This window comes from Streptomyces sp. RLA131, assembly GCF_056270125.1.
This window is the reverse complement of the sequence record NZ_JBWDOQ010000002.1, coordinates 4,726,153-4,752,500: the sequence shown is the minus strand read 5'-3', so window position 1 is coordinate 4,752,500 and position 26,348 is coordinate 4,726,153. Positions and strand designations below refer to the sequence as shown.

26 protein-coding genes are annotated in these 26,348 nt (G+C 73.0%); 14 read left to right on the top strand and 12 right to left on the bottom strand.

What is annotated here, in order from left to right; genetic code table 11:
- The first annotated feature begins 249 nt into the window (after nt 1-249).
- On the top strand, nt 250-1,248 hold the full coding sequence (trpS, locus tag RWE79_RS22500; protein WP_475941867.1) for a tryptophan--tRNA ligase: 999 nt from the start codon (nt 250-252) through the stop codon (nt 1,246-1,248).
- Here the strand turns inward: trpS and RWE79_RS22495 are convergent.
- Entirely contained in the window at nt 1,215-2,204 is a 990-nt protein-coding gene (locus RWE79_RS22495; RefSeq protein WP_475941866.1) for a GlxA family transcriptional regulator, read from the bottom strand. The two genes, trpS and RWE79_RS22495, sit on opposite strands and share 34 nt — an antisense overlap.
- Before the next feature lie 83 nt (nt 2,205-2,287).
- Here RWE79_RS22495 and RWE79_RS22490 point away from each other — a divergent pair, with 83 nt between their 5' ends.
- A complete protein-coding gene (locus RWE79_RS22490) occupies nt 2,288-2,914 on the top strand; it encodes a cysteine hydrolase family protein (RefSeq protein ID WP_475941865.1) in 627 nt (208 codons plus the stop codon).
- Here the strand turns inward: RWE79_RS22490 and proC are convergent, their stop codons facing one another.
- The 3 genes from proC to RWE79_RS22475 are packed head-to-tail and all read right to left on the bottom strand — an operon-like array spanning nt 2,915 to nt 5,423.
- Complete coding sequence (gene proC, locus RWE79_RS22485) at nt 2,915-3,724, bottom strand: pyrroline-5-carboxylate reductase (protein ID WP_475941864.1); 810 nt, start codon at nt 3,722-3,724, stop codon at nt 2,915-2,917. It abuts the gene before it with no gap.
- A 26-nt stretch (nt 3,725-3,750) separates the two neighbouring features.
- Nucleotides 3,751-4,488, bottom strand: coding sequence for an ABC transporter permease (locus tag RWE79_RS22480; protein WP_475941863.1), 738 nt, complete (start codon nt 4,486-4,488; stop codon nt 3,751-3,753).
- Nucleotides 4,485-5,423 (bottom strand): ABC transporter ATP-binding protein, encoded by a 939-nt coding sequence (locus RWE79_RS22475; protein ID WP_475941862.1) that lies wholly within the window; start codon nt 5,421-5,423, stop codon nt 4,485-4,487. Before RWE79_RS22475 ends, RWE79_RS22480 begins: the two co-directional genes overlap by 4 nt.
- 147 nt (nt 5,424-5,570) lie before the next feature.
- On the opposite strand from RWE79_RS22475, the gene RWE79_RS22470 reads away from it, so the two are divergent.
- From RWE79_RS22470 to RWE79_RS22455, 4 genes are all read left to right on the top strand, one after another.
- Nucleotides 5,571-5,990 carry a hypothetical protein gene (locus RWE79_RS22470; RefSeq protein WP_475941861.1) on the top strand — a complete coding sequence of 140 codons (420 nt, stop codon included), beginning with the start codon at nt 5,571-5,573 and terminating at the stop codon, nt 5,988-5,990.
- A 112-nt stretch (nt 5,991-6,102) separates the two neighbouring features.
- Nucleotides 6,103-6,720 carry a carbonic anhydrase gene (locus RWE79_RS22465; RefSeq protein ID WP_475941860.1) on the top strand — a complete coding sequence of 206 codons (618 nt, stop codon included), beginning with the start codon at nt 6,103-6,105 and terminating at the stop codon, nt 6,718-6,720.
- An 8-nt stretch (nt 6,721-6,728) separates the two neighbouring features.
- Nucleotides 6,729-8,261: a SulP family inorganic anion transporter gene (locus RWE79_RS22460; protein ID WP_475941859.1), complete on the top strand. Its 1,533-nt coding sequence runs from the start codon at nt 6,729-6,731 to the stop codon at nt 8,259-8,261.
- An 89-nt stretch (nt 8,262-8,350) separates the two neighbouring features.
- On the top strand, nt 8,351-8,755 hold the full coding sequence (locus RWE79_RS22455; RefSeq protein ID WP_475941858.1) for a hypothetical protein: 405 nt from the start codon (nt 8,351-8,353) through the stop codon (nt 8,753-8,755).
- On the opposite strand, the gene RWE79_RS22450 is transcribed toward RWE79_RS22455, so the two are convergent.
- Together RWE79_RS22450 and RWE79_RS22445 are read right to left on the bottom strand one after the other, a co-directional pair.
- Complete coding sequence (locus RWE79_RS22450; protein ID WP_475941857.1) at nt 8,752-9,549, bottom strand: class I SAM-dependent methyltransferase; 798 nt, start codon at nt 9,547-9,549, stop codon at nt 8,752-8,754. The genes RWE79_RS22455 and RWE79_RS22450 overlap by 4 nt on opposite strands.
- Nucleotides 9,550-9,601: 52 nt before the next feature.
- Nucleotides 9,602-9,931, bottom strand: coding sequence for an SH3 domain-containing protein (locus RWE79_RS22445; RefSeq protein WP_475941856.1), 330 nt, complete (start codon nt 9,929-9,931; stop codon nt 9,602-9,604).
- 119 nt (nt 9,932-10,050) lie between these two features.
- On the opposite strand from RWE79_RS22445, the gene RWE79_RS22440 reads away from it, so the two are divergent.
- Nucleotides 10,051-12,294 (top strand): protein kinase domain-containing protein, encoded by a 2,244-nt coding sequence (locus RWE79_RS22440; RefSeq protein WP_475941855.1) that lies wholly within the window; start codon nt 10,051-10,053, stop codon nt 12,292-12,294.
- A 74-nt stretch (nt 12,295-12,368) separates the two neighbouring features.
- Here the strand turns inward: RWE79_RS22440 and ilvD are convergent, their stop codons facing one another.
- From ilvD to RWE79_RS22420, 4 genes are all read right to left on the bottom strand, one after another.
- The gene (gene ilvD, locus RWE79_RS22435; protein WP_475941854.1) at nt 12,369-14,222 is read right to left on the bottom strand and encodes a dihydroxy-acid dehydratase; all 1,854 of its coding nucleotides are present in this window, start codon (nt 14,220-14,222) and stop codon (nt 12,369-12,371) included.
- 118 nt (nt 14,223-14,340) lie between these two features.
- A complete protein-coding gene (locus RWE79_RS22430) occupies nt 14,341-15,030 on the bottom strand; it encodes a TetR/AcrR family transcriptional regulator (protein WP_475941853.1) in 690 nt (229 codons plus the stop codon).
- Entirely contained in the window at nt 15,030-15,833 is an 804-nt protein-coding gene (locus RWE79_RS22425) for a sugar phosphate isomerase/epimerase family protein (RefSeq protein ID WP_475946015.1), read from the bottom strand. The genes RWE79_RS22430 and RWE79_RS22425 overlap by 1 nt, the downstream gene beginning before the upstream one ends.
- A 127-nt stretch (nt 15,834-15,960) precedes the next feature.
- On the bottom strand, nt 15,961-16,899 hold the full coding sequence (locus RWE79_RS22420) for a Ppx/GppA family phosphatase (RefSeq protein WP_475941852.1): 939 nt from the start codon (nt 16,897-16,899) through the stop codon (nt 15,961-15,963).
- Nucleotides 16,900-16,982: 83 nt separating this feature from the next.
- Here RWE79_RS22420 and RWE79_RS22415 point away from each other — a divergent pair, with 83 nt between their 5' ends.
- Nucleotides 16,983-17,864 carry a DUF3109 family protein gene (locus RWE79_RS22415; protein ID WP_475941851.1) on the top strand — a complete coding sequence of 294 codons (882 nt, stop codon included), beginning with the start codon at nt 16,983-16,985 and terminating at the stop codon, nt 17,862-17,864.
- A 23-nt stretch (nt 17,865-17,887) separates the two neighbouring features.
- On the opposite strand, the gene RWE79_RS22410 is transcribed toward RWE79_RS22415, so the two are convergent.
- Nucleotides 17,888-19,597, bottom strand: a complete 1,710-nt coding sequence (locus RWE79_RS22410) for a BACON domain-containing protein (protein WP_475941850.1) — start codon at nt 19,595-19,597, stop codon at nt 17,888-17,890.
- Nucleotides 19,598-19,723: 126 nt separating this feature from the next.
- Here RWE79_RS22410 and radA point away from each other — a divergent pair, with 126 nt between their 5' ends.
- Entirely contained in the window at nt 19,724-21,112 is a 1,389-nt protein-coding gene (radA, locus tag RWE79_RS22405) for a DNA repair protein RadA (protein WP_475941849.1), read from the top strand.
- 77 nt (nt 21,113-21,189) lie between these two features.
- Entirely contained in the window at nt 21,190-22,314 is a 1,125-nt protein-coding gene (gene disA, locus RWE79_RS22400) for a DNA integrity scanning diadenylate cyclase DisA (RefSeq protein WP_475941848.1), read from the top strand.
- A gap of 10 nt (nt 22,315-22,324) precedes the next feature.
- On the opposite strand, the gene RWE79_RS22395 is transcribed toward disA, so the two are convergent.
- On the bottom strand, nt 22,325-23,134 hold the full coding sequence (locus tag RWE79_RS22395) for a hypothetical protein (RefSeq protein WP_475941847.1): 810 nt from the start codon (nt 23,132-23,134) through the stop codon (nt 22,325-22,327).
- Nucleotides 23,135-23,301: 167 nt separating this feature from the next.
- Between RWE79_RS22395 and RWE79_RS22390 the strand changes: the two genes are divergently transcribed.
- The 4 genes from RWE79_RS22390 (at nt 23,302) to cseB (ending at nt 26,347) form a co-directional block, all read left to right on the top strand.
- Complete coding sequence (locus RWE79_RS22390) at nt 23,302-24,201, top strand: HhH-GPD family protein (RefSeq protein ID WP_475941846.1); 900 nt, start codon at nt 23,302-23,304, stop codon at nt 24,199-24,201.
- A gap of 286 nt (nt 24,202-24,487) precedes the next feature.
- Nucleotides 24,488-25,060, top strand: coding sequence for a SigE family RNA polymerase sigma factor (locus tag RWE79_RS22385; protein WP_475946012.1), 573 nt, complete (start codon nt 24,488-24,490; stop codon nt 25,058-25,060).
- Nucleotides 25,045-25,659 (top strand): hypothetical protein, encoded by a 615-nt coding sequence (locus tag RWE79_RS22380; protein ID WP_475941845.1) that lies wholly within the window; start codon nt 25,045-25,047, stop codon nt 25,657-25,659. The genes RWE79_RS22385 and RWE79_RS22380 overlap by 16 nt, the downstream gene beginning before the upstream one ends.
- On the top strand, nt 25,652-26,347 hold the full coding sequence (gene cseB, locus RWE79_RS22375) for a two-component system response regulator CseB (RefSeq protein WP_475941844.1): 696 nt from the start codon (nt 25,652-25,654) through the stop codon (nt 26,345-26,347). The genes RWE79_RS22380 and cseB overlap by 8 nt, the downstream gene beginning before the upstream one ends.
- The last annotated feature ends 1 nt before the right edge of the window (nt 26,348 follow it).

Sequence of the window (26,348 nt, the reverse complement as noted above, 5' to 3'; positions counted from 1 at the left end):
CGAAGCAGCTTGATGACACTACACCACGCCCACGGACGGTTCAAACCTGTGGTTCGCAACTCCTTTGAGCGATAGCTTCTGACGCATGACCAAGCATGCGCAAACCCAGTGGTGGGCCGCCTGAGGCGGCCGATCCAGCAGCGCATGCAGGCAACGGCCGCCGCCTCGGCGGCCGTTGGCGTATCTGCTCCCCACGCCGGGCCGACCGGGCCGGCGGTCACAACGGTGATCTGAGGGAGAGGGACAGAGATGACACGGATCTTCAGTGGTGTGAAGCCGACCGGGCACCTGACGCTGGGCAACTACCTGGGGGCGGTCCGGCAGTGGGTGGAGACCGACCAGCACCGGGCCGACGCGCTGTTCTGCGTGGTGGATCTGCACGCGCTGACCGTGGACCACGACCCGGCCCGGGTCCGGCGGCTGAGCCGGCAGGCGGCGAGCCTGCTGCTGGCGGCGGGACTGGACCCGGCGGTGTGCACGGTGTTCGTACAGAGCCAGGTGGACGAGCACACCCGGCTGTCCTACGTACTGGAGTGCACCGCCACGGACGGCGAGATGCGGCGGATGATCCAGTACCGGGAGAAGGAAGTGCTGGAGCGGGCCCGGGGCAGGGGGGTGCGGCTGTCGTTGCTGACGTATCCCGTGCTGATGGCGGCCGACATCCTGGCGTACCAGGCGGACGAGGTGCCGGTGGGGGACGACCAGGCGCAGCACGTGGAGCTGACCCGGGATCTGGCGATGCGCTTCAACCAGCGGTACGGGCACACCTTCACCGTGCCGCGGGCCACGCTTCCGGCGGTGGCCGCTCGGGTGATGAATCTGCAGGAGCCGCGGTCGAAGATGGGGAAGTCCGACGACACCGGGCCGGGGATCGTCTATCTGCTCGATGAGCCGGAGGTGATCCGGAAGAAGGTCATGCGGGCGGTGACGGACAGCGGCCGGGAGGTGGAGTACGACCGCGAGGACCGGCCGGGGGTGGCGAATCTGCTGGACATCCTGGCGGCGTGCACGGGGAGGGACCCGGAGATGCTGGCCGGTGAGTACGCCGGATACGGGGCTCTGAAGAGGGACACGGCGGAGGCGGTCGTGGAGCGGCTGCGGCCGCTCCGGCTCAGGCATGCCGAGCTGTGCGCGGACCCTGGGTATGTGGACGCGGTGCTGCGGGCGGGGGCGGAACGGGCGCGGGGGCTGGCGCGGCCGACGGTGGATGCCGCCTATCGGGCGGTCGGGCTGCTGCCTGCCGGGTGAGCCGGGTGGAAGGCCCGGCGGTAGTCGCGGGGGCTGGTGGACAGGCGGGCGGCGAAGTGCTGGCGCATGGTGACCTCGCTGCCGAAGCCTGTCCGCCGGGCGACCTCGGGCATGGGGAGGTCGGTGCGTTCCAGGAGCTTCTGGGCGGCGGCGATCCGCTGGTCGAGGAGCCAGCGCAGCGGCGTCGTGCCGGTGGTGGCGGCGAAGTGGCGGGCGAAGGAGCGGGGGGACATACCGGCCCAGGTGGCGAGGTCCGCCACGGTGAGGGGGTCGTGGAGGTGCCGGAGGGCTCGTTCGCGTACGCCGGCCAGGGCGTCGGCGTCGCGGCCGGTGTTCGGGGTGGGGTGTTCGATGAACTGGGCCTGGGTGCCGGTGCGGAAGGGCGCGGTGACCATCGAGCGGGCGATGGCGGCGGCGGCTTCCGCGCCGTGGGCCGTACGGACGAGATGGAGGCACAGGTCGATGCCGGCGGCGACGCCCGCCGAGGTCCACAGGCCGCCGTCCTCGACATGGAGGGCGTCCGGGACGACGCGGACGGCGGGGTGCGCGTCGGCGAGCAGCGCGGTGATGTTCCAGTGGGTGATCGCGCGGCGGCCGTCGAGGAGTCCGGCCTGGGCGAGGACGAAGGCGCCGCCGCACAGGGCGGCGACGGGGGTCCCGGCGCGGTGGGCGAGGCGGAGGGCGTCGAGTACGGGTTCCGGGACGGGGGCGAGGTGCTCCTCCAGGCCGGGGACGACGATGAGGTCGGCGGTGGCCAGCCAGTCCAGGTCGCGGTCGGGGGTGAGGGTGAGGCCGCCGGCCAGGGTGACGGGGGCGCGGTCCTGGCCGCAGCGGCGCAGTTCGAAGGGCGGCGCGCCCCGGTCGGTGCGGTCGATGCCCCAGACCTCGGTGATGACGGCGACGTCGAAGGCGCGGATGTGGGGGACGGCGACCAGGGCGATGCGCTGCATGACCATGACCGCCATGGTGGCACGAATTCATCGATGACAGGCCTTGCTGCCACTGTCGGCCGGGGGCGCACCGCAGCAGGATCGTGGACATGACCAACACAGAGCGTGCGGAGAACCCTGAGAGCGCGGAGAACGCGGCGGGCATCGCGGAGAACGCGGCGCTGGTCGTCGTCGACGTGCAGAAGGGCTGGGGTCAGCCGGGCTTCCCGCCCCGCAACAACCCGGCGGCGGAACAGAACCTGGAGCTGCTGCTCGACGCCTGGCAGGCGGCGGGCCGGCCGGTGGTCTTCGTACGGCACGACTCGGAGAAGGCGGACTCGCCGCTGCGCCCGGGCCAGGAGGGCAACGACTTCCAGGACTTCGTGGAGCGGCGGCGCGGGAAGGGGCCGGGACCGGAGCTGGTGGTGAGCAAGACGGTGAACTCGGCGTTCGTCGGCTCGCCGGATCTGCGGAGCTGGCTGGACGGGACCGGCATCGGGCAGATCGTGGTGGCGGGCATCCAGACGAACTGGTGCGTCGAGACGACCGCCCGGATGGGCGGGAACCTCGGCTACGACGTGATCGTGCCGATCGACGCGACGTACACCTTCGACGCGGCCGGTCCGGACGGGCAGACCCTGACGGCGGACGAACTGGGGCGGGCCACCGCCGTCAATCTGCACGCCGCCGGTTTCGCCCGGGTGGTGCGGACGGCCGAGCTGCTAGGCCTGGGCTGATCAGCCCTTGCCGGAGGCCAGCTCACGGCTTCGGTCGCGGGCTGCCTCCAGGGCCGCGATGAGGGCGTGCCGTACGCCGTGCTTCTCCAGCTCGCGGATGGCGTTGATGGTGGTGCCGGCCGGGGAGGTGACGGCCTCGCGGAGCTTGACGGGGTGTTCGCCGCTGTCGCGGAGCATGACGGCGGCGCCGATCGCGGACTGGACGATGAGATCGTGCGCCTGGGCGCGGGGCAGGCCGAGCAGGATGCCTGCGTCGGTCATGGCCTCGACGAGGAAGTAGAAGTAGGCGGGGCCGGAGCCGGAGAGGGCGGTGGCGGCGTCCTGCTGCTTCTCCGGGACGCGCAGGGTCTTGCCGACCGGGTTGAAGATCTCCTCGGTACGGAGGAGGTGGGCCTCGGTGGCGTGGCTTCCGGCGGAGATCACCGACATGCCCTCGTCGACCAGGACCGGGGTGTTGGGCATGACGCGGACCACGGGGGTGCCCTCGGTCAGCCGCTCCTCGAAGAACGCGGTGGGGATGCCGGCCGCGGCGCTGATGACCAGGCGGTCGGCGGCGACGTGCGGGGCGAGTTCGTCGAGGAGGGCGGACATGTCCTGCGGCTTGGCGGCGAGGATGAGGGTGTCCGCCGTGCGGGCGGCCTCGGCGTTGGTGACGGCCTCCACGCCGTAGCGGGCGTGGAGCTCCTTGGCCCGCTCGGGGCGGCGGGCGGTGACCAGGAGGTGGTCGGGGGCCCATCCCGCGCGGAGCATGCCGGACAGGAGTGCTTCGCCGATCTTGCCGGTGCCGAGGACTGCCACTTTCTGGGTCATGGGGTCAGTTTCTCACCGTCCCGCGCCTATGCCGTACGGCGGCGCAGGGTCGCGGCGCCGAGGGCGAGGGCCAGCAGGGCGCAGCCGGCCACGATGCCGAGGTCGCGGACGAAGTCGCCGGTGACGCCGGTGCGGGTGAGGACCTGCTTCATGCCGTCGACCGCGTACGACATGGGCAGGACGTCGGAGACGGCTTCGAGGACGGGCTGCATGCGGTCGCGGGACACGAGCAGCCCGCAGAGCAGGATCTGCGGCAGGATCACGGCCGGCATGAACTGGACGGCCTGGAACTCGCTGGCCGCGAAGGCGCTGACGAACAGCCCGAGGGCGGTGCCGAGGAAGGCGTCGGCGAGGGCGACGAGCAGCAGCAGCCAGGCGGAGCCGGTGACGTCGAGGCCGAGGGCCAGGACGGCGAGGCCGGTGGCCAGGCAGGCCTGGACGATGGCGACGGCGCCGAAGGCGAGGGCGTAGCCGCCGAGGAGGTCGCCCTTGGCCAGCGGCATGGACAGCAGGCGTTCCAGAGTGCCGGAGGTGCGTTCGCGCAGGGTCGCGATGGAGGTGACCAGGAACATCGTGATGAGCGGGAAGATGCCGAGCAGCGAGGCGCCGACGGAGTCGAAGGTGCCGGGGCTGCCGTCGTAGACCCAGCTCAGCAGGGCGAGCAGTACGCAGGGCACGACGAGCATGAGGGCGACGGTGCGCGGGTCGTGGCGCAGTTGGAGGAGTACGCGGCGGGCGGTGGCCAGGGTGCGGGAGATGTTCACCGGGATGCTCCTCGCGAGGTGGTGGTGCCGGCTTCCGTGGTGCCGGCTTCCGTGGCGGCGGTCTCCGTTGTGCCGGTCTCCGTGGCGGTGGTCTCCGTGGCGGTGGCGTGGTCAAGAGGTCGGGGCGGGTCGGCGAGCGCTTCCTCCTCGCGCCTGGCCTCGTCGACGAGACGGAGGAAGGCGGCTTCGACGGTGGGCGCGTCCGTCCGGGCACGCAGCGCGTCGGGGGTGTTGTCGGCCAGGATGCGGCCGTCGCGCATGAGGAGCAGCCGATGGCAGCGCTCGGCCTCGTCCATCACGTGGGAGGAGACCAGGAGTGTGGCGCCGCGCTCGGTGGCGAGGCGGTGGAAGAGGTCCCACAGGTCGCGGCGCAGGACGGGGTCGAGGCCGACGGTGGGCTCGTCGAGGACCAGCAGCTCGGGGGCGCCGAGGAGGGCGACGGCGAGCGAGACCCGGCTGAGCTGACCGCCGGAGAGGTTGCCGGCCAGTGCCCCGGCGCGGGAGGTGAGGTCGACGTCGGCGATGGCGCGGTCGATGTCGATGCCGGGGGCGCCGAGAACGGCGGCGAAGTACTCCAGGTTCTGACGGACCGTCAAATCCGTGTAGACGGAAGGGGCCTGGGTGACGTAGCCGATACGGGAACGCAGAGCGCGGTGACCGGCGGGCAGGCCGAGCACCTCAAGGCCGCCGGTGACGCGGGCCTGGGTGCCGACGACGGAGCGCATCAGGGTCGACTTGCCGCAGCCACTCGGGCCGAGGAGTCCGGTGATCCGGCCGCGCGGGACGGCGAAGTCGAGGTCGTCCAGAACGGTCCGGCCACCCCGGACCACACGCAGGCCCCTGGCGCGAACGGCAGGGCCGGCAGGGCCGGCGGGGGCATCTCCGGGCTCCGTCACCGCGGTTGGCGCCGCCGCCCCGCGAAGTTTATTCATCATGCGCTGAATAATGCTCCGGCGTACGACCTCCGTCAAGAGCTGCGCCCAGTGACCGTCTGTTTACAGAGAGTTCACCCAAGGGATTGCAAAATGGTCTTGGGATCTGGTCATATGGAGATCACAACCTGAGCCGTACGGGGGTGAACCATGGTTCGGAACAGCCGAGTTGTCCCGGTCATCCGCGCCGTGGCCCTGTTCGCCGCCGTGCTGCTCGGTGTCTTCCTGGTCGCCGAGCCCGCCTGTGCCCACGCCGACCCGGGTTCCGGGGCCGGCCGCACCGAGCGGGTGGAGCCGGCCGAGCGCGCCGAGCCCAAGCGTGAGGACTGCCCCGCGCGGCGCGGCGCCAGCGGCGGCCTGCGGGTCGTGCTCCCCGCCACCGCCTGCCCGCCGTTGCCCTCCTCCCGGTCGGGGTCGGCCGCCGGGGGCGGCTGCCCCGCCGACGCCGATCCGGACGAAGGCCGGGCCGGCGCTACGGCCGCGGCCCGTACCGCCCCGCGGGCGATACCGCTGAGCAGATCCGGCAGATCCGATGAACTGCCCGTGGCCCACCAGGTGTTCCGCTGCTGACAGGTGCTGTCGTCACCCGCGCGCACCCGCGCTCCCCCCACCCGCGGTAACACCCCACCGGCCCTTCCGCTCGCCCTCACGGGCGCCAGGGACGTATCGGAGGCATTCCCCCATGCAGACGTTCATCGACCATGCCCGCGATTTCCGCCACCGGACAGCCGGCCACCGTCAGGCCCGCGAGGAGTTCGCCCGGCTCGCCGCCGGCCAGTCCCCGCCGGCGCTGTTCATCACCTGCTCGGACTCCCGGGTCATTCCCTCCCTCGTCCCCGGCGCCCGGCCCGGTGAGCTGTTCGAGCCGCGGACGGCGGGGAACGCCGTGCCGCGGTACCGGGACGGGCAGGGGCCCGGTACCGAGGCCGCCACGATCGAGTACGCGGTGCGGGTGCTCGGCGTGAGCGACATCGTCGTGTGCGGACACTCGCACTGCGGCGCCGTCGGGGCCATGGCCCGCGGCGAGGACCTCGCCGGCGTACCGGCGGTGCGCGACCGGCTGACCGAGCAGGTCCCCGGCGAACTGCCCGACGAAGACGGCCCGGAGGTCGCGGCGGCCGTGCAGCGGCATGTGCGCGCGCAGCTGGAGCGGCTGCGCGGCTACCCGTGCGTCAGCGAGGCGGCCGGGCAGGCCGGTCCTGGGCGGCGCAGCCTGCGGCTGCACGGCTGGTTCTACGAGATACACGCCGGGCTCGTCCTCGCCCACAAGCCGTCCGCCGACGCCTTCCTCCCCCTGTGAGCCGCCGTATGCGACGCCTTTCCTCCCTCCTCCCCGCCCGTCTGCGGGCCGATTCCGGCGCCGACGTCAGCGCCGACTTCAGGGCCGACCTCACCGCCTCCCTCGTCGTCTTCCTCGTCGCCCTCCCGCTGTGTGTGGGCGTGGCCGTCGCCTCCGGGGTGCCGGCCGAACTCGGCCTGGTCACCGGCATCGTCGGCGGCCTGGTCACCGGGCTGCTGCCGGGCAGCAGCCTCCAGGTGTCGGGCCCGGCCGCCGGGCTGACGGTGCTGGTGTACGAGGCCGTGCAGACGTACGGACTGCGGGCACTGGGTGTCCTGGTGCTGGCCGCCGGGCTGCTCCAGATGGCCATGGGAGCGCTGCGGCTCGGCCGCTGGTTCCGGGCGATCTCGGTCGCCGTGGTGCACGGCATGCTGGCCGGTATCGGCCTGGTGCTGATGGCCGGGCAGATCTACGCGCTCGCCGACGCCAAGGCGCCCAGCAGCGGGCTCGGCAAGATCGCCGGGATCCCCGGGCTGGCCGGGGAGGTGGCCGGCTCGGGACCGGCGCTGACCGCGTCGGCGCTGGGGGCGGGCACGATCGTGCTGCTCGTGGTCTGGCCCAGGCTGCCGGCGTGGGTGCGGGTGGTGCCCGGTTCGCTGGCGGCGGTCGCGCTGGCCACCGCGGCCACGGCGGTGTTCGACCTGCCGGTCGCGCGGGTCGAGGTCAAGGGGCTGCTGGACGCCGTACAGCCGCCCGGCGGCACGGAGTTCGCGCAGCTCGCGCACATCGGCACGCTGGGGACAGTGCTGGCCTTCACCCTGATCGCCTCGGCGGAGAGCCTGTTCAGCGCGGCGGCCGTGGACCGGCTGCACAAGGGCCCGCGTACGCACTACGACAAGGAGCTGATCGCCCAGGGCGCGGGCAACGCGGTGTGCGGGGCGCTCGGGGCGCTGCCGATGACCGCCGTGATCGTCAGGAGTGCGGCCAACCTTCAGGCCGGCGCGCGGACCAGGGCGTCACGGGTGATGCACGGCGGGTGGCTGCTGGTCTTCGTCGTACTGCTGCCGGGGGCGCTCGGCATGCTCCCGGTGGCGGCGCTGGCCGGGGTGCTCATGCTGGCGGGCTGGAAGCTCATCCCGGTCAGGGAGCTGGTGCCGTTGTGGCGGCAGCGCCGGGGCGAGGCGGTGGTGCTGGCCGTGACGGCCGGCGCGATCGTTGTCACCAACATGTTCGAGGGGGTGCTGGCCGGTCTGCTGACGGCCGTGGTCAAGACCGCGTGGGACACCTCGCATGTGCACCTGGAGACCGAGGAGCACGACGGCACCGTCGTCGTACGGGTGCTGGGCAACGCCACCTTCCTGCGGCTGCCCCGGCTGCTGGACCAGCTGGAGGCGCTGCCGCGCGACCGGCCGACGGAGCTGGACCTGCGACGGCTGCGGCACCTCGACCACGCCTGTGAGATGGCCCTGCTGTCCTGGGCCGAGCGGCACCACGGCGACGGTGTGGAGCCGGTACGGGTCGCTCACGCGGCGTCCGGGGCCTCTCAGGGTCATCCCCTATAGCGTTCGTACCGCTCCCGCAGGACCGTGGCGGTATGAGGCGTTATCCCGATGTACCCCGAGCGTCCCGCTCCGGTAAACGGCAGCTCGCCGTGGCCTCGGCCACCCTGGGACCCTGGCGGCCCGCCGCCGCCGTCGGCGCGATCGGCGGCGGCGTGTCGCTGGCCCTCAGCACCATCGGCGGGCACTTCGGGCTCGGCGTGCTCGCCGGCTCGCTGTCCGTCGCCCTGATGCTCTTCTTCCTCGTCGGCGGTACGGGGGCGGTGCTGGGCCGCAAGGCCGGCACCGACCACCGCATACGCGACTGGGCCCGGGCCCACCCCTGGCAGGTCGCCGTCGTACCGGCCGGGGCACTGCTCGTCACCGACCTGGTGATGCGGCAGTTCCTGACCTCCGAGGGCTTCTTCGGCAGCCTGTGGGACGGCCTGTGGCGGGCCGCCGTGGTCGCGGGCGTGGTGGGCGGCGTCGGCTCGGTGTCGGCGGCACGGCGAAGCTAGGCGGTGTTGCGGGTCGCGCTCGTCCCCGGTCGCCGGACGGCCACCGTGATGTCGACCTGGTAGGGCTCCTCCACGACGCCGTCGGGAAAGAGCCGCAGCAGCTGGGCGCGCTCCTCGGCGAAGATCGCGTCGCGTTCGTGCGCGTCGAGCACCACGAAGTACGAGTGGGTCGCCAGGTTCGCCAGATGGTCGTCGAGGGAGATCCGCCGGGTCCAGCGGACGGCGTGGCAGACGGTGCGCAGGGGCAGGGCGAGGGCGTCGATGATGCCGGGCGCGGTGCGCGTGCGGCCGAAGCCGTGGTAGCCGGCGACGCGGTCGCGGAACCGGTTCTCCTGCTCGGCCGTCCATGCCACGCCGGGGTCGGGCACGTTCCACCACAGGGCCAGCGCCCCGCCGTCGCGCAGCACCCTGACCGCCTCCGGCACCGAACGCTGCGGGTCCGTCCAGTGCCAGGCCTGGGCGTACGTGACGAAGTCGGCGGTGCCCTCGGCGAAGGGCAGGGCGTTGCCGTCGGCCCGGACCAGCGGGGTGTCCGGCTGGTCGGCGTGCAGCCGGGCGGCCATGCCGGGGCCGGGCTCGACGGCGGTGACCCGGGCGCCGCGTTCCCGCAGCAGGCGGCTCGCGATACCCGTGCCGGCGCCGACGTCAAGGACGTCCGCGCCGGCCAGCGGGCGGCCGGCGAGCCGTTCCACCGCCTCGAACAGGGCCGGTGGGTAGTCCGGCCGGGAGGTGGCGTACCGGGCGGCCACGGAGTTGAAGGACGCGACGAGGGCGGACTGTGGCGGGTTCGTCATGCGCTGATCCTGTCCGCGCGCCGGATGCCGTCACTCCTGCGGCCGGCCCCGGTCAGCCGCAGTGCGGGGCCACGTAGCCGTCGGTGCCGGTGTTGACGTAGGCGTCGGACACGTACTTGTTCGTACCGATGTTGTCCCAGAGGCTGGTCGTGCCGTAGTAGCCGGAGATGGACTCGCCGCTCCGCTGGCAGTAGATCGTCACCGAGGCGCCCTCGGCCAGGATGCTGACGACCGAGTACTTGGTGCCCGGGCCCGAGCGGACCTTGAGCCGGACACCGGGCGCGACCGCGTATGTGAAGGCGCTCGCGGAAACACTCTCCGCGGCGTCGCCCGTACTCTCCGCGCCGGCCGTGCTGTCGGCGGCGGTCTCTTCAACAGACATATGGAACCCCCCGTTTCACATCTTCACCATTCTTCTCCGTACACGCTGCCGGGAGTCGATTGGTTGCGCAGTGGTCCGCTGAGTACGCTCCCTGCCATACACGGGGGTGGGTGAGGACGATGACACTTGATCAGATAGGCCACTATCGGATCGTGTCGCGCCTGGGATCGGGTGGTATGGGCGTGGTGCACCTCGCCTACTCCTCGTCCGGGCGCAAGGTCGCCCTGAAGGTGGTGCATGCGCACATCGCGGAGGACCAGGAGTTCAGGGCGCGTTTCCGGCAGGAGGTCACGGCGGCGCGGCGGGTGAGCGGCGCGTTCACGGCCGCGGTCGTGGACGCCGACCCGGAGGCTGAGCGGCCGTGGATGGCGACCCAGCACATCGCGGGGCCGACGCTGTCCCAGTACGTCAAGCGCGAGGGCCCGCTGCCCGCCGACGACCTGCGGTGGCTCGCCGCGGGACTGGCCGAGGCGCTGCGCGACATCCACCGGGCCGGGCTGGTCCACCGTGACCTCAAGCCCAGCAACGTCCTGCTGGCCGCGGACGGCCCGAAGGTGATCGACTTCGGGATCTCCCGTCCGTCGGACAGCGAGATGCGTACGGAGACCGGAAAGCTGATCGGCACGCCGCCGTTCATGGCACCGGAGCAGTTCCAGCGGCCGCGCTCGGTCGGCCCGGCGGCGGATGTCTTCGCGCTCGGGTCGGTGCTGGTGCACGCGGCGAAGGGCAAGGGGCCGTTCGACTCGGACAGCCCGTACATCGTCGCGTACCAGGTGGTGCACGACGAGGCCGATCTGACCGAGGTGCCGGACGAGCTGGCGCCGATCGTGGGTGCCTGCCTGGCCAAGGAACCGGAGAAGCGGCCGACGCCCGACGAGCTGATGGCGATGCTGCGCTCGCCGGATCTGTCCACGCTGTCCTTTCCCGCCCCCGTGCTCATGTCGGTGCCCGGACCCGTGCGCGGGCAGGCGCCCGTGGCCGTGCGGGCGGAGCCGCAGGAACCGCGGGCGGGCCACTTCGGGGAGCCGCTCGGGGAGCCGGAAGCCACCCACTTCCCCGCATCCGGCCGCGCCCACGTCCCCACCTCCGTCCCTGCTCACGTCCCCTCCGCCTCCGTCCCCTCCGCCTCCGTCCTCGGTGCGCTGCGCAGGCCGCGTACCCGGTGGCTGGCCGGCGGCGCGGCGTTACTCGTCCTCGCGGCGGGCGGTGCGGTCACGGCCCGGCAGCTGCCCTCGGACGGCACGGCGAGCCCCGCGACCTCGCCGTCCCCGTCCCCGTCCGGCAAGGCGTCCGCCAAGGCGGTGCGGGCCTGGGAGACCGGGCTGTCCGGCGTGCGCGGGGCGAGCCCGACCGCGGTGCGCAGCGCGGCCTGTGCGTACAGCGACACGGACGAGGCGTTGTTCTGCGTCGACAAGGGGGTGGAGGCCGCCCGTGTCGACGCCGCCACCGGCCACGAGGGGTGGCATCGCGCGGGCACCGCCGGGGAGGCGGGCGAACCGCCGGTGGTCTCCGGCGGGCTGGTGCACGTGGTCTCGGCGGACGGCAGCCGGCTGAAGGCGCTGGACCCGGCCACCGGTGACGTCCGCTGGTCCAAGAAGGTGTCCGCGTACGGCGGCCTGCGCTTCTACGCCGGGGACACGGTGCTGCTGGTCGCCGGCGACGGGACGGTGTCCGCGCTGAGTTCCACGACCGGGACGACCCGCTGGCGCAAGCGGATCCCCGGGCACTCGCAGCCGGTGTTCACCGCGTTCGGCGGCTCCGGGACCGGCTTCGCGGCCTACGCCCAGTCGGTGTCGCGCGACGGCTCCCACACGGTCGTCAGCGCGGTCGCCATGGGCAGCGGCACGGTGCGCTGGCAGCACACCTTCACCGGCTCGGCACTGCCGGTCGGCGCTACGGACGGGATCCTGTACCTGGCGCAGTCCAACACGGCCGGCGCGACCGTGGCGGTGCTGCGCTACGACCCGGCCACCGGAACGCAGTCCCGGGTCGCGCTTCCGTATCCGGTCGCCAACGCCTACACGATCGTGTCCGGCGCGACGGTCTACGTACTGGGCGACAACGGATCGCTCATCGCCGTCGGCCGCGACTCGGTGTCCTGGCAGCAGGAGACCTCGGTGAACCACCCCACCGCCCCCGTCGTCTCCGACGGGCGGCTCTACTTCGGTTCCGGCGACGGCCGCCTCATCACCGTCGACCTGGACGGCGGTGAGATGCTGGGCCAGACCCCCGCCCGGCTCGGCAAGGGCCGCAGCGGCTATCTCGCGGACCAGCAGGCGCCCATCGTCGCCGGCCGGCGGGTCTTCTCGTACACACCGAACGGCACGGTGTTCTGCACCGACGTCCGTACGCTCGTCGGCTGAGGCCGGCTGAGGCCGGCTGAGGCCGGCCGGCGCCGGAGGCGTACGGACGTCGCGAGGGTGTGTGGTGAGGAGCCTCAGCGCTCCAGCAGGCCGATGTCGCGCACCGCGCCCTTGTCGGCGCTGGTGGCCATGGCCGCGTACGCCCGCAGGGCCGCCGAGACCTTGCGCTCGCGCCCCTTGGGGGCGTAGACGCCGCCGAGGGCTTCGCGGCGCGCGGCGAGGGTGGCGTCGTCGACCTTGAGGTCGATGGTGCGGCCCGGGATGTCGATGCGGATCAGGTCGCCGTTCTCGACCAGGGCGATGGCTCCGCCGGACGCCGCCTCGGGGGAGGCGTGGCCGATGGACAGGCCCGAGGTGCCGCCGGAGAAACGGCCGTCGGTGATCAGGGCGCAGGTCTTGCCGAGGCCCCGGCCCTTGAGGAAGGAGGTCGGGTAGAGCATTTCCTGCATGCCGGGGCCGCCCTTGGGGCCCTCGTAGCGGATGACGACGACGTCGCCGTGGGTGATCTCCTTGCGGAGGATCTTGTCGACGGCCTCGTCCTGCGACTCGCAGACGACGGCCGGCCCCTCGAAGGTCCAGATGGACTCGTCGACGCCCGCCGTCTTCACGACGCAGCCGTCCACCGCCAGGTTGCCCCTGAGGACCGCGAGCCCGCCGTCCTTGCTGTACGCGTGCTCGACGTCGCGGATGCAGCCGCCCGCCGCGTCCGTGTCCAGGGTCTCCCAGCGCTCGGACTGCGAGAAGGCGGTGGCGGAGCGCACGCAGCCGGGGGCGGCGTGCCACAGCTCCACGGCCTCGGCCGAGGGCGAACCACCGCGCACGTCCCAGGTCTTGAGCCAGTCGGCGAGGGAGTGGCTGTGGACGGTGTGGACATCCTCGTTGAGCAGGCCCCCGCGGTACAGCTCGCCGAGCAGGGCGGGGATGCCGCCGGCGCGGTGCACGTCCTCCATGTAGTACGTGCGGCCGTTCGCGACATTGGGCGCCACCTTGGCCAGGCACGGCACGCGCCGTGAGACGGCGTCGATGGCGTCCAGACCGAAGTCGACACCGGCCTCCTGGGCGGCGGCGAGGAGGTGCAGGATCGTGTTGGTGGAGCCGCCCATCGCGATGTCGAGGGCCATGGCGTTCTCGAAGGCCTCGAAGGTGGCGATGTTGAGCGGCAGGACCGTCTCGTCGTCCTGCTCGTAGTAGCGCTTGGTCAGCTCGACGACCGTGCGGCCGGCGTTCTCGTACAGCGCCTTGCGCGCGGTGTGGGTGGCGAGGACGGAGCCGTTGCCGGGGAGGGCGAGGCCGATCGCCTCGGCGAGGCAGTTCATCGAGTTGGCGGTGAACATGCCGGAACAGGACCCGCAGGTCGGACAGGCGTTCTCCTCGATACGGAGGATGTCCGCGTCGGAGATGCTGTCGTTGACGGCGTCGGAGATCGCGTCGACCAGGTCGAGGGTGCGGACCGTGCCGTCGACGAGCGTCGCCTTGCCGGCCTCCATCGGGCCGCCGGAGACGAAGACGGTGGGGATGTTGAGGCGCAGCGCGGCCAGCAGCATGCCCGGGGTGATCTTGTCGCAGTTGCTGATGCAGATCAGCGCGTCCGCGCAGTGCGCCTCGACCATGTACTCGACGGAGTCGGCGATCAGGTCGCGGGAGGGCAGGCTGTAGAGCATGCCGCCGTGGCCCATGGCGATGCCGTCGTCGACCGCGATGGTGTTGAACTCGCGCGGCACGGCACCCGCCGCCTTGATCGCCTCGCTGACGATCCGGCCGACCGGCTGGAGGTGGGTGTGACCCGGCACGAACTCGGTGAAGCTGTTCGCCACGGCGATGATCGGCTTCCCGATGTCCTCGCTCGCTACGCCCGAGGCCCGCATGAGAGCGCGGGCGCCCGCCATATTGCGGCCGTGGGTGACAGTGCGGGACCTCAGTTCGGGCACGGGGACCACTCCCTACGATTCCATCTTGGAGTCTTCGAGGTTACGCCCTGGTCGTGCACCCCAGACCCGCAGTCCGCATTCCGGACATCAGGTCCACCCTGCGGACGATGTGTGTGTCTCAGGCGCCGCCGCCGGCAGCGTCGGCGTCGGCGTCGGCGTCGCCGTCGGCGGCGTCGGTCAGATAGCGCTGGAGGGTGGGGGCCACCATCCGCACGATGTCCTCCACGTCCGCCGAGGCCAGCGGTTCGACCTTCACCACGTAGCGCAGTACGGCGATGCCGATCATCTGGGAGGCGGCGAGTTCGGCCCGCAGCCGGGGGTCGGGAACCTTCAGATCCGCCGCCACCCGTCCCAGCAGCCGCCGCAGCACGAAGCCGCGCAGCACCGCGGCCGCGGTGTCGTTGGTCAGGGCGGAGCGGAACATCGCCAGCAGCGGGCCGCGGCTCACCGGGTTCTCCCAGACGCCGACGAAGAGACGGGCCAGCCGTTCCCCCACGCCCTCGGGGCCCGCCGCCAGCACGTCCGGCACGCCGAGCGCCGGCTCGAAGGTCAGCTCGATCGCGGCGGCGAAGATCTGGTCCTTGGTGCCGAAGTAGTGGTGGACCAGGGCCGAGTCGACCCCGGCGGCCTTGGCGATGGAGCGGACGGAGGTCTTGTCGTAGCCCCGCTCGGAGAACTCCGTACGGGCTTCCGCCAGGATCCGGTCGCGGGTCCCGGCGTCGCCGGCCCGGGTACCGGCGGGGCGGCCCCTGCGCCGGGGGGCGGTTCCCGGGGACGAAGAGGAGGAGGCGGCGGACGATGCGGGCATCAGCCGACCTGCGCGGCGGCGGCCAGATGCAGGCGGGTGAAGGCGAGCGCCTCCGCGAGATCCGCCTCGCGCTCGGCGGCGGACATCGCCCGCCGGGTGTTGACCTCGATCACGACATGGCCGTCGAAGCCTCGCGCGGCGAGCCGTTCCAGCAGCTCCGCGCAGGGCTGGGTGCCGCGCCCGGGGACGAGGTGCTCGTCCTTGCCGGAGCCGGAGCCGTCGGCCAGATGGACATGCGCGAGCCGGTCGCCCATACGGTCGGTCATCTCCAGGGCGGTGCTGCGCGCGGTGGCGGTGTGCGACAGGTCGACGGTGAAGTGGCGGTAGTCGTCCTTGGTGGGGTCCCAGTCGGGCGCGTACGCGAGCATCTCGCGGTCCCGGTAGCGCCAGGGGTACATGTTCTCGACGGCGAAGCGCACGTCGGTCTCGTCCGCCATCCGCCAGATGCCGGTGACGAAGTCCCGCGCGTAGTTGCGCTGCCACCGGAAGGGCGGATGGACCACGACGGTGGAGGCGCCCAGCTTCTCGGCCGCCGCCCGGGCGCGCTGGAGCTTGGTCCACGGGTCGGTGGACCACACGCGCTGGGTGATCAGCAGGCAGGGCGCGTGCACCGCCAGCACGGGGATCCCGTGGTAGTCCGACAGCCGGCGCAGCGCCTCGACGTCCTGGCTGACGGGGTCCGTCCAGACCATGACCTCCACCCCGTCGTAGCCGAGCCGGGCCGCGATCTCGAAGGCGGTGGCGGTCGACTCCGGGTAGACCGAGGCGGTGGACAGCGCGATCTTGGCGTCGGGCACGCGCACCGCGTGCCCGGACGCTTTCGCGTCGTCGGGCGCCTTCGGGTCAGCTGGTCGATCCACGGGGAACAGCGTACGGCGGCCGGTCGGCCGGACGGGGTATCGATCCCGGCCGACGTGACGCGATCAACACTCAGTTGTTCTCGTTCACCATCAGATCGAGCTTGCGCAGGATCACGCCCTCACGCAGCGCCCATGGGCAGACCTCCAGCTCGGGCACCCCGAACAGGTCCATCGCCGCGTCCGCCACCAGCGCCCCCGCGAGCAGCTGCCGGGCCCGCCCCTCCGAGACCCCCGGGAGCGCGCCGCGCTCCGCCTCCGTCATCGACGCCAGCCTGGGCACCCACTCCTCCAGCGCCCGGCGGGTGAGGGTGCGCGGTACGTACAGGCCCTCGCCGGAGCGGGCCGCACCCGCGATCCGGGCCAGCTGCTTGAAGGTCTTTGAGGTGCCCACTATGTGGTCCGGGCGGCCCAGTCGGCTGAACTCCACGACCGTACGGCCGATTTCGGCCCGCACGTGCTTGCGCAGGCTGCGTACGTCCTCGGCCGAGGGCGGGTCGCCCGGCAGCCAGCGGCTGGTCAGCCGTCCCGCGCCCAGCGGCAGGGACAGGGCGGCGTCCGGGTCCTCGTCCATGCCGAAGCCGACTTCCAGGGAGCCGCCGCCGATGTCGAGGAGCAGCAGGCGCCCGCGCGACCAGCCGAACCAGCGGCGCGCGGCCAGGAAGGTCAGCCGCGCCTCCTCCTCGCCGGACAGCACGGTCAGCGTCACGCCCGTCTCGGCCGCGACCCGGGCCAGCACCTGCTCACCGTTGGCCGCCTCGCGCACGGCCGATGTGGCGAAGGGCAGCACGTCCTCGACGCCCTTGTCCTCCGCGACCTCCAGGGCCTCGGCGACGGTGGCGACCAGGAGCTCCACACCGTCCTCGCGGATCGCGCCGTCCTCGTCGAGGAGCTCCGCCAGCCGCAGCTCGGCCTTGTGGGAGTAGGCCGGCAGCGGGCGCGCGCCGGGATGCGCGTCCATGACCAGCAGATGAACCGTATTCGAACCCACGTCGAGGACACCGAGTCTCATGCCCGGAAAGGTACTGCGCCACGCCGCACCCCGGGGCAACCGGGGTGTGCGCTCGTACGGCTTGACATGCTTACCCTGGCTCTGTGGCGAAGACCAAGAAGGCGAACAGGCTCCAGGATCCCCAGGGCTCCCGGGATCCCCAGGGTGCCCAGGGCCCAGCGGGCCCGGAGGGCCAAGCGGACGAGGTAGGGCTGGATTTCCCCCGCGCATGGGTGGAATTCCCCGACCCCGCCGATGACGAACAGGTCTTCCGCTGCGATCTGACCTGGCTCACCTCGCGCTGGACGTGCATCTTCGGCAGCGGCTGCCAGGGGATCGAGGCCGGCCGGGCCTCCGACGGCTGCTGCACGCTCGGCGCGCACTTCTCCGACGACGACGACGAGAAGCGCGTCGCCACGCACGCGGAACGGCTGACCCCCCAGACCTGGCAGTTCCACGGCCTGGAATGGGCCGAGGTCAATGACGAGGGCGAGCGCCAGACCCGGCGCCACGAGGGCGCCTGCGTCTTCCTCAACCGCCCCGGCTTCCCCGGCGGCGCGGGCTGCGCCCTGCACACCCTCGCCCTGCGCGAGGGGCGCGAGCCGCTGGAGACCAAGCCGGACGTCTGCTGGCAGCTGCCGATCCGGCGTACGTACGACTGGATCGACCGGCCCGACGACACCCGGGTGCTCCAGGTGTCCATCGGCGAGTACGACCGGCGCGGCTGGGGCCCCGGCGGTCACGACCTCCACTGGTGGTGCACCGGCGCGACGTCCGCCCACGGCGCGGGCCGGCCGGTCTACGAGTCCTACCGCGCCGAGCTGACCGAGCTCATGGGCGCGGCGGGGTACGCGGCGCTGGCCGAGCTGTGCGAGCAGCGGCTCGCCTCGCTGCTCCCCATGGCGCCGCACCCGGCGGATCCGGCTGCTCCCGCGGCTCCTGCTGCTCCGGGGCGGCAGCGGCGGCCGGGGCCTGCCGCGGAGTGACGTCCGGCCCTGCGCAGCGGGCCTCAGCCGCCGTAGGGCGGGTCCACGGGGTCCGTCATGGACACCCCGGTCGAGGAGGACGGCCCCAAGGGGCCGGACGGGCCGGAGGGGCCGGAGGGACCGGAGGGGCCCGGCTGGCTCGGGGACGGACCGGGTGACGGCGACTGCGCCTGCGGGGGGCCCGATCCCTCGATGGTGACGACCGCGCCTGAGGGGGCAAAAACGATCCGGCCGCGCCAGGGCCCGGACGGCTCGGCGCGGTGGTCGACGGAGACCGCGATCGTCACCGACTCCCCGGGCGCCAGCACGCCGGCGCGCCGGCTGAGCCGGAGCCAGTCGGCCGCCCCGGACGCCGTCCACCGCACCTCGGAGCCGCCGCTCGCGGTCAGCGTGATCACCGTGACGCCGCCGCGCGGCTCGGCCTCGACGGTCAGCCGCCCCGGCCGGTTGCCCGGGGACGCGGCACCCGGGGGCGAGGACGACGCGCCGCTCGTCGCGGAGGCGGCGGCGCCCTGCGCCGGGGGGCGGGCCGAGGCCACGGACACCGACAGCCCCGGCCGGTGGCGGCCACCCCGCTGTCCCGGGCTCACGGAACCGGCGGATCCGGCCTTCTCGTACGGATCGCCGTCCAGGCCGTCCGGACCGTCCGGTCCGGTCGCGGAGAACGAACCGTCGTCCCGCTCCTCGGGGGCGAGCGAGGCCCCGTGGTAGGCCGCCCACAGAGCCAGCACGGGCGCCGCGACGACCGCCGCGACCACCGTCGAGGTCACCGCCCGGTGCCGCATCCGGCTCCGCCGGGCGGCGCGGTCCTTGAGGCCCATCGGAAAGCCGCGCCGGTCGAAGCGCGGGGTGCCCTCACGGCTGCGGCCCGCGCCGTCCCGCATGGCGTTCAGCAGCGCCGCGTACGCCGCCGGGCGGGGCGCCTCGATCACCGCCAGGACGGCCGTCTCCGCCGTGGTGGCCGCCAGCCCCGGCCACGGGCCGCCCGCCACCGCCCGCTCCGCGGTGAACCGGCAGTCCGGGCACTCGTCGACATGGGTGACCAGTTCGCGCCGCAGGGCCGTGCCCAGCAGCACCTGGGTGTCCCCGGCCAGCCGGGCCACCGCCGGGCAGCGGCCCAGCTCCACCACGGCCAGCGCCGCCCGGGTCCGCTCCACCTCGCAGGCCGCCTGCGCGAGCAGCGCCCGGGCCGCGTCCGGCTCGATCCCGGCCACATGCGCGACCTCGTGCGGCGCCAGCTGATGCCGTACCGCCAGCTCCAGCGCCTCCCGCTGCTCCGGCGTCGTCCCCGCCGCCTCCGGCCAGGCCAGCGCCGACAGCTCGCGCCGCCGCTGGGCCGCCACCTCGGGCGATGTCCTGGCCCTCACCGGCCGGCCGTCCTCCGACAGCCGCCGCAGACACGCCCACCGCGCCAGCGCGTACAGCCACGGCCTGCGCAGCTCCGCGTTGCGCAGCCGCGCCCGCTGCCGTTCGGCCAGGGCCAGTACGTCGCCGAGCGCGGCCGTCGCCGCGTCGTGCTCGCACAGCACGGACAGGCAGTACGTGAACAGCCCGTCCAGGTACGGCTCGTAGTGACCGGGCGGCTGCGCGGGCAGCGTTCCCTGGGGGCGCCGGCGCGCGCCCCCCTTCGCCCCGGCCGCCCCTGCCGCGTCGCCGCGCATGCGCTGCACCGGCGCGCGGTGCCGGCGGTGCGCTCCGGTTGTCTGCGAGGAGGTCTCAGGCCTGCTGCTCATCACCCGGCGAAGGTAGGCCCACGGCCAGTACGGGTTCAGCCGTCACGGGGCCCTTTAACCCGTACGGGTGGCGATCCCGCCCAAACGAGCGACGCCGTTGTCAGTGGGAGCCGATAGCGTGCGGGCATGGCGACACGTACGCGCACCGCTCCGAAGGACCGCCCCTCCTACCGCTGCTCGGAATGCGGGTGGACGGCGGTCAAGTGGCTGGGCCGCTGCGGCGAGTGCCAGGCCTGGGGCACCGTGGAGGAGCAGGGCGCGGCACCGGCGGTCCGGACCACGGCGGCCGGGCGGGTGACGACACCGGCGAAGCCGATCGGGCAGGTGGACGGGCGGCAGGCGACGGCGCGCGGCACCGGCGTCCCGGAGCTGGACCGGGTGCTGGGCGGGGGCCTGGTGCCGGGCGCCGTGGTGCTGCTCGCGGGCGAGCCGGGGGTCGGCAAGTCCACCCTGCTGCTCGACGTGGCGGCGAAGGCGGCGAGCGCGCAGGGCCGCACTCTCTATGTCACCGCTGAGGAGTCGGCCTCCCAGGTGCGGCTGCGCGCCGACCGCATCGGCGCCCTCTCCGAGCATCTGTACCTGGCCGCGGAGACGGATCTGTCCGCCGTCCTGGGCCACCTGGACGATGTGAAGCCGGCCCTGCTCGTGCTGGACTCCGTGCAGACCGTCGCCTCCCCCGAGATCGACGGCGCGCCGGGCGGCATGGCCCAGGTCCGCGAGGTGGCGGGCGCGCTGATCAGGGCCTCCAAGGAGCGCGGGATGTCGACGCTGCTCGTCGGCCATGTCACGAAGGACGGCGCCATCGCCGGCCCCCGCCTCCTGGAACACCTGGTGGACGTCGTCCTGTCCTTCGAGGGCGACCGCCACGCCCGGCTCCGCCTCATCCGGGGCATCAAGAACCGCTACGGCGCCACCGACGAGGTCGGCTGCTTCGAGCTGCACGACGAGGGCATCACCGGCCTGACCGATCCCTCCGGGCTGTTCCTCACCCGGCGCGACGAGCCGGTGCCGGGCACCTGCCTGACCGTCACGCTGGAGGGCAAGCGGCCGCTGGTCGCCGAGGTCCAGGCCCTGACCGTCGACACGCAGATCCCCTCCCCCAGGCGTACGACCTCCGGCCTGGAGAACTCCCGGGTGTCGATGATGCTGGCCGTGCTGGAGCAGCGGGGCCGGATCAAGTCCATCGGAAAACAGGACATCTACACGGCCACGGTCGGCGGCGTGAAACTCACAGAACCGGCCGCCGATCTCGCCGTGGCGCTCGCGCTCGCCAGTGCCGCCATCGACACCCCGCTGCCCAAGAACCTGGTCGCGGTGGGCGAAGTGGGCCTCGCGGGCGAGGTCAGAAGGGTCACGGGGGTGCAGCGCAGGCTCGCGGAGGCGCACCGGCTGGGCTTCACGCACGCCCTCGTACCACCGGATCCCGGCCGGGTCCCCAGTGGCATGAAGGTGACGGAAGTGACGGACATAGGGGATGCTCTGCGTGTCCTGCCCAAGAGGGCCCCACGCCCCTGACCTTTCCGACGGTAAACTTTGCCCTGGTCTCGCCCATCCGGGCATCACGATGACCGGCCGACGACCGGAGGAGTGCAGTGGCAGCCAACGACCGGGCGACAGCTCCCGGCAAGTCCGGCGGGAGCACCGGCCGCGACGTGCTGATGCGTGCCTCGCTCAGCGCCGTCGCCCCGGGCACGTCGCTGCGCGACGGTCTGGAGCGGATCCTGCGCGGCAACACCGGCGGGCTCATCGTGCTGGGCATCGACAAGACGGTGGAGTCACTGTGCTCCGGCGGCTTCGTCCTGGACGTGGAGTTCAGCGCCACGCGCCTGCGCGAGCTGTGCAAGCTGGACGGCGCGCTCATTCTCGACAAGGACATCACCAAGATCGTGCGGGCCGGCGTCCAGCTGGTCCCCGACGCCTCCATCCCCACAGAGGAGACCGGCACCCGCCACCGCACCGCGCAGCGGGTCTCCATCCAGACCGGTTTCCCCGTGGTCTCCGTCAGCCAGTCGATGCGGCTGATCGCGCTCTACGTGGACGGCCAGCGCCGGGTCCTGGAGGACTCCGCCGCGATCCTGTCCCGCGCCAACCAGGCCCTGGCCACCCTGGAGCGGTACAAGCTGCGGCTGGACGAGGTCGCCGGCACCCTGTCCGCCCTGGAGATCGAGGATCTGGTGACGGTCCGCGACGTCACCGCCGTCGCGCAGCGCCTGGAGATGGTCCGCCGTATCGCCACCGAGATCGCCGAGTACGTCGTGGAGCTCGGCACCGACGGCCGGCTGCTCTCCCTCCAGCTGGACGAGCTGATCGCGGGTGTCGAGCCCGAGCGCGAGCTGGTCGTACGGGACTACGTCCCCGAGCCCACCGCCAAGCGCAGCCGCACCGTCCCCGAGGCGCTGGTCGAGCTGGACACCCTCTTCCAGGGTGAGCTCCTCGAACTCCCCGCCGTGGCGAGGGCGCTGGGTTACGCCGGTTCCCCCGAGGCGCTGGACTCCGCGGTTTCCCCGCGCGGCTACCGGCTGCTCGCCAAGGTGCCGCGGCTGCCGAACACCATCATCGAGCGGCTCGTCGAGCACTTCGGCGGACTGCAGAAGCTCCTCGCCGCCAGTGTCGACGACCTCCAGACCGTCGAGGGCGTCGGCGAGGCCCGAGCCCGCTCGGTCCGCGAGGGCCTCTCCCGGCTGGCGGAGTCCTCGATCCTGGAGCGTTACGTGTAGTGAGTGCGCCTCAGTCGTTCTTCAGCACGAAGGACGTCTGCTCGGCCGCGAAGCCGGGCAGCTTCGCCTCGACCAGATAGGTGCCGGTAGGGGCATGGGCGCCCTTGGGCGTGGCGCAGTGCGGGGAGCTGGTGGTGCGGCCCCACTGGACGACGTAGGTGGCCGAGCCGCCGGCCGGGACCTGCACCAGGTAGGCGCTCTTGGAGGCCGGGCAGTCGTCGTTCGCCCAGACGTGGTTGTCGTCCACGTCGGTGACGGTGAACACCGCGGCCGTCGCGCCCAGGTCCAGCTTGCAGGACGTGCCGCCGGAGTTGGTCGCGGTCAGTTTGAACTTGGGCTTCTCGCCGGGCTCGTACGTGTTGCTGACGCTGCGCACCGTCAGGCTCACCCTGCCGCTCGCGCAGTCCGGCAGGGCGGAGCCGGCGGGCAGCTGCCCGCTGCCGCCGCCCGAGGTGGATCCGCCGGAGGTCGTACCGCCGTCGGCGCCGGACGTGCTGGATCCGCCCGAGGTCGTACCGCCGCTCGAACCGCCGTCCGTGGAACCGGTGTCGGCGCTGCCGGAGGGTGATCCGCCACTGCCGCCGCCCACCGAACCGCCGGGGCGGCCGCTGTTGAGCGGCCCGCTGGCCGAGGGGCCCGGGGTGATCGACTGGGCGGGCGTGTGGCCGTTGTCGCCGTCGGCGCCGTTGCCACTGCCGCCCCCGCCGCCGGAGTTGACGGCCCAGAGGATCAGGAGTGCCAGCAGGGCGACGAGGCACACCACAACAGCCCGTCGCCGCCAGTAGATGGAGGACGGGAGAGGTCCCACGGGATTGCGCATCGAGCCCACCCGCAAACCTTATGCGCTTTCCGTCGAATCCACCGGGGCCACGCGGGACACGCAGGCAACTTATGTGCCTAATGATCCGTCCGGGCGGGTCCTGGGGGTCATTGTGCAAGGATCGGAGAGCCATGACTACAGCCGCGAGTACAGCCATGAGTGCAGCCATGAGTGCAGTCACCAGCACAGCGGTCACGGGCGAGGGCCTCCATGCCCCTGTGATCGACTGGTTCGACGAGAACGCCCGCGATCTCCCCTGGCGGCGCCCCGACGCCGGTCCGTGGGGGGTGATGGTGAGCGAGTTCATGCTCCAGCAGACGCCCGTCAGCCGTGTCCTGCCCGTCTACGAGCAGTGGATGCGGCGCTGGCCGACACCGGCCGCGCTGGCCGACGATCCGGCCGGCGAGGCGGTCCGCGCCTGGGGCCGGCTCGGCTATCCGAGGCGGGCGCTGCGGCTGCACGCCGCGGCGACGGCGATAGCGCAACTGCACGGCGGCACGGTCCCGCACGACCATGCCCAGCTCCTCGCGCTGCCCGGCATCGGGGAGTACACGGCGGCCGCTGTGGCGTCGTTCGCGTACGGGCAGCGGCACGCGGTGCTGGACACCAACGTCCGCCGGGTGTTCGCCCGCGCGGTGAGCGGTACGCAGTATCCACCGCAGGCCACGACGGCCGCCGAGCGCCGGACGGCGCTCGGACTGCTGCCCGCGCAGGACGCGGTGGCGGCGCGCTGGGCGGCGGCGACCATGGAGCTGGGCGCACTGGTGTGCACGGCGCGCAGCCCGGAGTGCGTGCGCTGTCCGATCGCCTCGCGCTGCGCATGGCGGCTCGCGGGCTCACCCGCGCATGACGGACCGCCCCGGCGCGGACAGACGTACGCCGGGACGGACCGGCAGGTGCGCGGGAAGCTGCTGGCGGTGCTGCGCGAGGCGCACGGCCCGGTGGAACAGGCGGCGCTGGACCAGGTGTGGGACGAGCCGGTGCAGCGGGCGCGGGCACTGGACGGGCTGGTGGCGGACGGGCTGGTGGAACCGATCGCGGACGGTGTGTACCGATTGCCCGGTTAGGTTTGGTATCACCCCTCCGTTACACAACCGTCGGGCGCCTGTGCGGGCGCTGTGCGTCCGTGGTCGCAGAAGCCGGACATCCCCTCCGTAGCGTCGGCTCTGCCGTGACGGGGTGATGCAGCGACGCACCGGTGCGGCGACACGGGGACACCGGACGGAGGGACCACTCATGGCGGCGGACACCCAGGCAGCAGCCCGGGCACACGGTCGGGCACAGGACCGGGCGCAGGACAGGGCGCAGGACAGGGCGCAGCACAGGGCGCAGCACAGGGCGATCGGCCGGCCGATCGGTCAGGCACCCGGTCAGGCACCCGGTCGCACGCCCGACCGGACGCCCGACCAGGTACTGGACTTCGAGGACTATGTGCGCAGCCGCCAGGACGCCCTGCTGCGCAGCGCCCGCCGCCTGGTACCGGACCCGATCGAGGCCCAGGACCTGGTCCAGACGGCGCTGGCCCGCACCTACCCGCGCTGGCAGGACATCGCCGACAAGCGCCTGGCCGACGCGTACATGCGCCGCGTCATGATCAACACCCGCACCGAGTGGTGGCGGCAGCGCAAGCTGGACGAGGTGCCGACCCTGGACCTCCCCGAGGGCGCCGTGGACGACGGCGCCGAGCAGCGCGCCGACCGCGCGATGCTGCTCGAAGCGCTCGCCGTGCTCGCCCCCAAGCAGCGGCAGGTCGTCCTGCTGCGCCACTACCGGCAGCTGAGCACCGGGGAGACGGCGCATGTGCTGGGCCTGTCGGTGGGTACGGTGAAGAGCACCCTGCACCGGGCGCTGGCCCGGATGCGGGCCGAACTGGAGCGGCAGAGGACGGCTGAGGAGGAGCACGAGTGGGTGTGCGCCGCGGCGTAGTCCCGGCGATCGCCGTCGTCACGTTCGTCGTGTGCGGCGCGCTGGTCGTGGTGGCGGGCTGCGTGGACCCCGGCGGCGTGCGCGAGGAGGGCGCCGCGAGCAGCGCCACGCTCGCCTCGGCCACCGTGACCGGCAGGAGCGGGCAGGCGGCGGGCGCGTCCGGCGTCCGGCAGGCCGTCCGGCTGGTCAGGAACGACCCCAAGGTCGCCAAGGACATCCGTGACAGCCTGCAGTCGTGCGACGGCGCCTCCGCCTCCGCCTACCCGGTGGGCGACCGCCGCGCCGATCTGACCGGCCAGGGCCGCACCGACCTCGTGGTCAACGTCTCGACCTGCGCCGACGGGGTGGGGGTCGGCGCGTACGTCTACCGGCTGGAGCACGGCCGGTATGTCAATGTCTTCGCCGACGAGCGGCCGCCCGTGGTCGCGGGCGCGGCCGGCGGCCGGCTGAAGGTCACCCACCAGGTGTACGAGCCGCAGGACGCGGTGTCGAACCCCTCCGGGGAGGATGTCACCACCTACCGCTGGACGGGCGGCGGCTTCACGAAGGTCTCGTCCACCCATCGCACCTACGGCGCCGGCAAGGACTCCCATGGCTGAGACGCACGTCCTGTTCGTGGAGGACGACGACGTCATCCGCGAGGCGACCACACTCGCGCTGGAGCGGGACGGCTTCCGGGTCACCGCCGTGCCCGAGGGGCTGGCCGGGCTGGAGGCGTTCCGGGCGCGGCGGCCGGATCTGGCGCTGCTCGACGTGATGGTGCCGGGCCTGGACGGGGTGAGCCTGTGCCGTCGGATCCGGGACGAGTCGACCGTGCCGGTGATCATGCTGTCGGCGCGGGCCGATGCCATCGATGTCGTCCTGGGCCTGGAGGCGGGCGCCGACGACTATGTGACCAAGCCGTTCGACGGTGCCGTGCTGACCGCCAGGATCCGGGCGGTGCTGCGGCGCTTCACGCTGGCCACGTCCTCGGCCGCGGAGCGGGACGGCGAGGCGGCGGGCGCGGTGCTGTCCTTCGGGGACGTGGAGCTGGACCCGGACGCGATGGAGGTGCGGCGCGGCGGCGAGCGGGTGGCGCTGACCCCCACCGAGATGCGGCTGCTGCTGGAGTTCTCCGCCGCGCCCGGCACCGTCCTCTCCCGCGACCGGCTGCTGGAGCGGGTCTGGGACTACGGCTGGGGCGGCGACACCCGGGTGGTGGACGTCCATGTGCAGCGGCTGCGGGCGAAGATCGGCCAGGACCGGATCGAGACCGTGCGCGGCTTCGGCTACAAGCTGCGGGCCTGAC

Excerpts from the sequence above, each read along its gene's own strand:
- trpS (WP_475941867.1), top strand. The coding sequence starts at position 250 with ATGACACGGATCTTCAGTGGTGTGAAGCCGACCGGGCACCTGACGCTG.
- RWE79_RS22495 (WP_475941866.1), bottom strand. The coding sequence starts at position 2,204 with ATGGTCATGCAGCGCATCGCCCTGGTCGCCGTCCCCCACATCCGCGCC.
- RWE79_RS22490 (WP_475941865.1), top strand. The coding sequence starts at position 2,288 with ATGACCAACACAGAGCGTGCGGAGAACCCTGAGAGCGCGGAGAACGCG.
- proC (WP_475941864.1), bottom strand. The coding sequence starts at position 3,724 with ATGACCCAGAAAGTGGCAGTCCTCGGCACCGGCAAGATCGGCGAAGCA.
- RWE79_RS22475 (WP_475941862.1), bottom strand. The coding sequence starts at position 5,423 with ATGATGAATAAACTTCGCGGGGCGGCGGCGCCAACCGCGGTGACGGAG.
- RWE79_RS22470 (WP_475941861.1), top strand. The coding sequence starts at position 5,571 with ATGGTTCGGAACAGCCGAGTTGTCCCGGTCATCCGCGCCGTGGCCCTG.
- RWE79_RS22465 (WP_475941860.1), top strand. The coding sequence starts at position 6,103 with ATGCAGACGTTCATCGACCATGCCCGCGATTTCCGCCACCGGACAGCC.
- RWE79_RS22460 (WP_475941859.1), top strand. The coding sequence starts at position 6,729 with ATGCGACGCCTTTCCTCCCTCCTCCCCGCCCGTCTGCGGGCCGATTCC.
- RWE79_RS22450 (WP_475941857.1), bottom strand. The coding sequence starts at position 9,549 with ATGACGAACCCGCCACAGTCCGCCCTCGTCGCGTCCTTCAACTCCGTG.
- RWE79_RS22445 (WP_475941856.1), bottom strand. The coding sequence starts at position 9,931 with ATGTCTGTTGAAGAGACCGCCGCCGACAGCACGGCCGGCGCGGAGAGT.
- RWE79_RS22440 (WP_475941855.1), top strand. The coding sequence starts at position 10,051 with ATGACACTTGATCAGATAGGCCACTATCGGATCGTGTCGCGCCTGGGA.
- RWE79_RS22430 (WP_475941853.1), bottom strand. The coding sequence starts at position 15,030 with ATGCCCGCATCGTCCGCCGCCTCCTCCTCTTCGTCCCCGGGAACCGCC.
- RWE79_RS22420 (WP_475941852.1), bottom strand. The coding sequence starts at position 16,899 with ATGAGACTCGGTGTCCTCGACGTGGGTTCGAATACGGTTCATCTGCTG.
- RWE79_RS22410 (WP_475941850.1), bottom strand. The coding sequence starts at position 19,597 with ATGAGCAGCAGGCCTGAGACCTCCTCGCAGACAACCGGAGCGCACCGC.
- radA (WP_475941849.1), top strand. The coding sequence starts at position 19,724 with ATGGCGACACGTACGCGCACCGCTCCGAAGGACCGCCCCTCCTACCGC.
- RWE79_RS22395 (WP_475941847.1), bottom strand. The coding sequence starts at position 23,134 with ATGCGCAATCCCGTGGGACCTCTCCCGTCCTCCATCTACTGGCGGCGA.
- RWE79_RS22390 (WP_475941846.1), top strand. The coding sequence starts at position 23,302 with ATGAGTGCAGTCACCAGCACAGCGGTCACGGGCGAGGGCCTCCATGCC.
- cseB (WP_475941844.1), top strand. The coding sequence starts at position 25,652 with ATGGCTGAGACGCACGTCCTGTTCGTGGAGGACGACGACGTCATCCGC.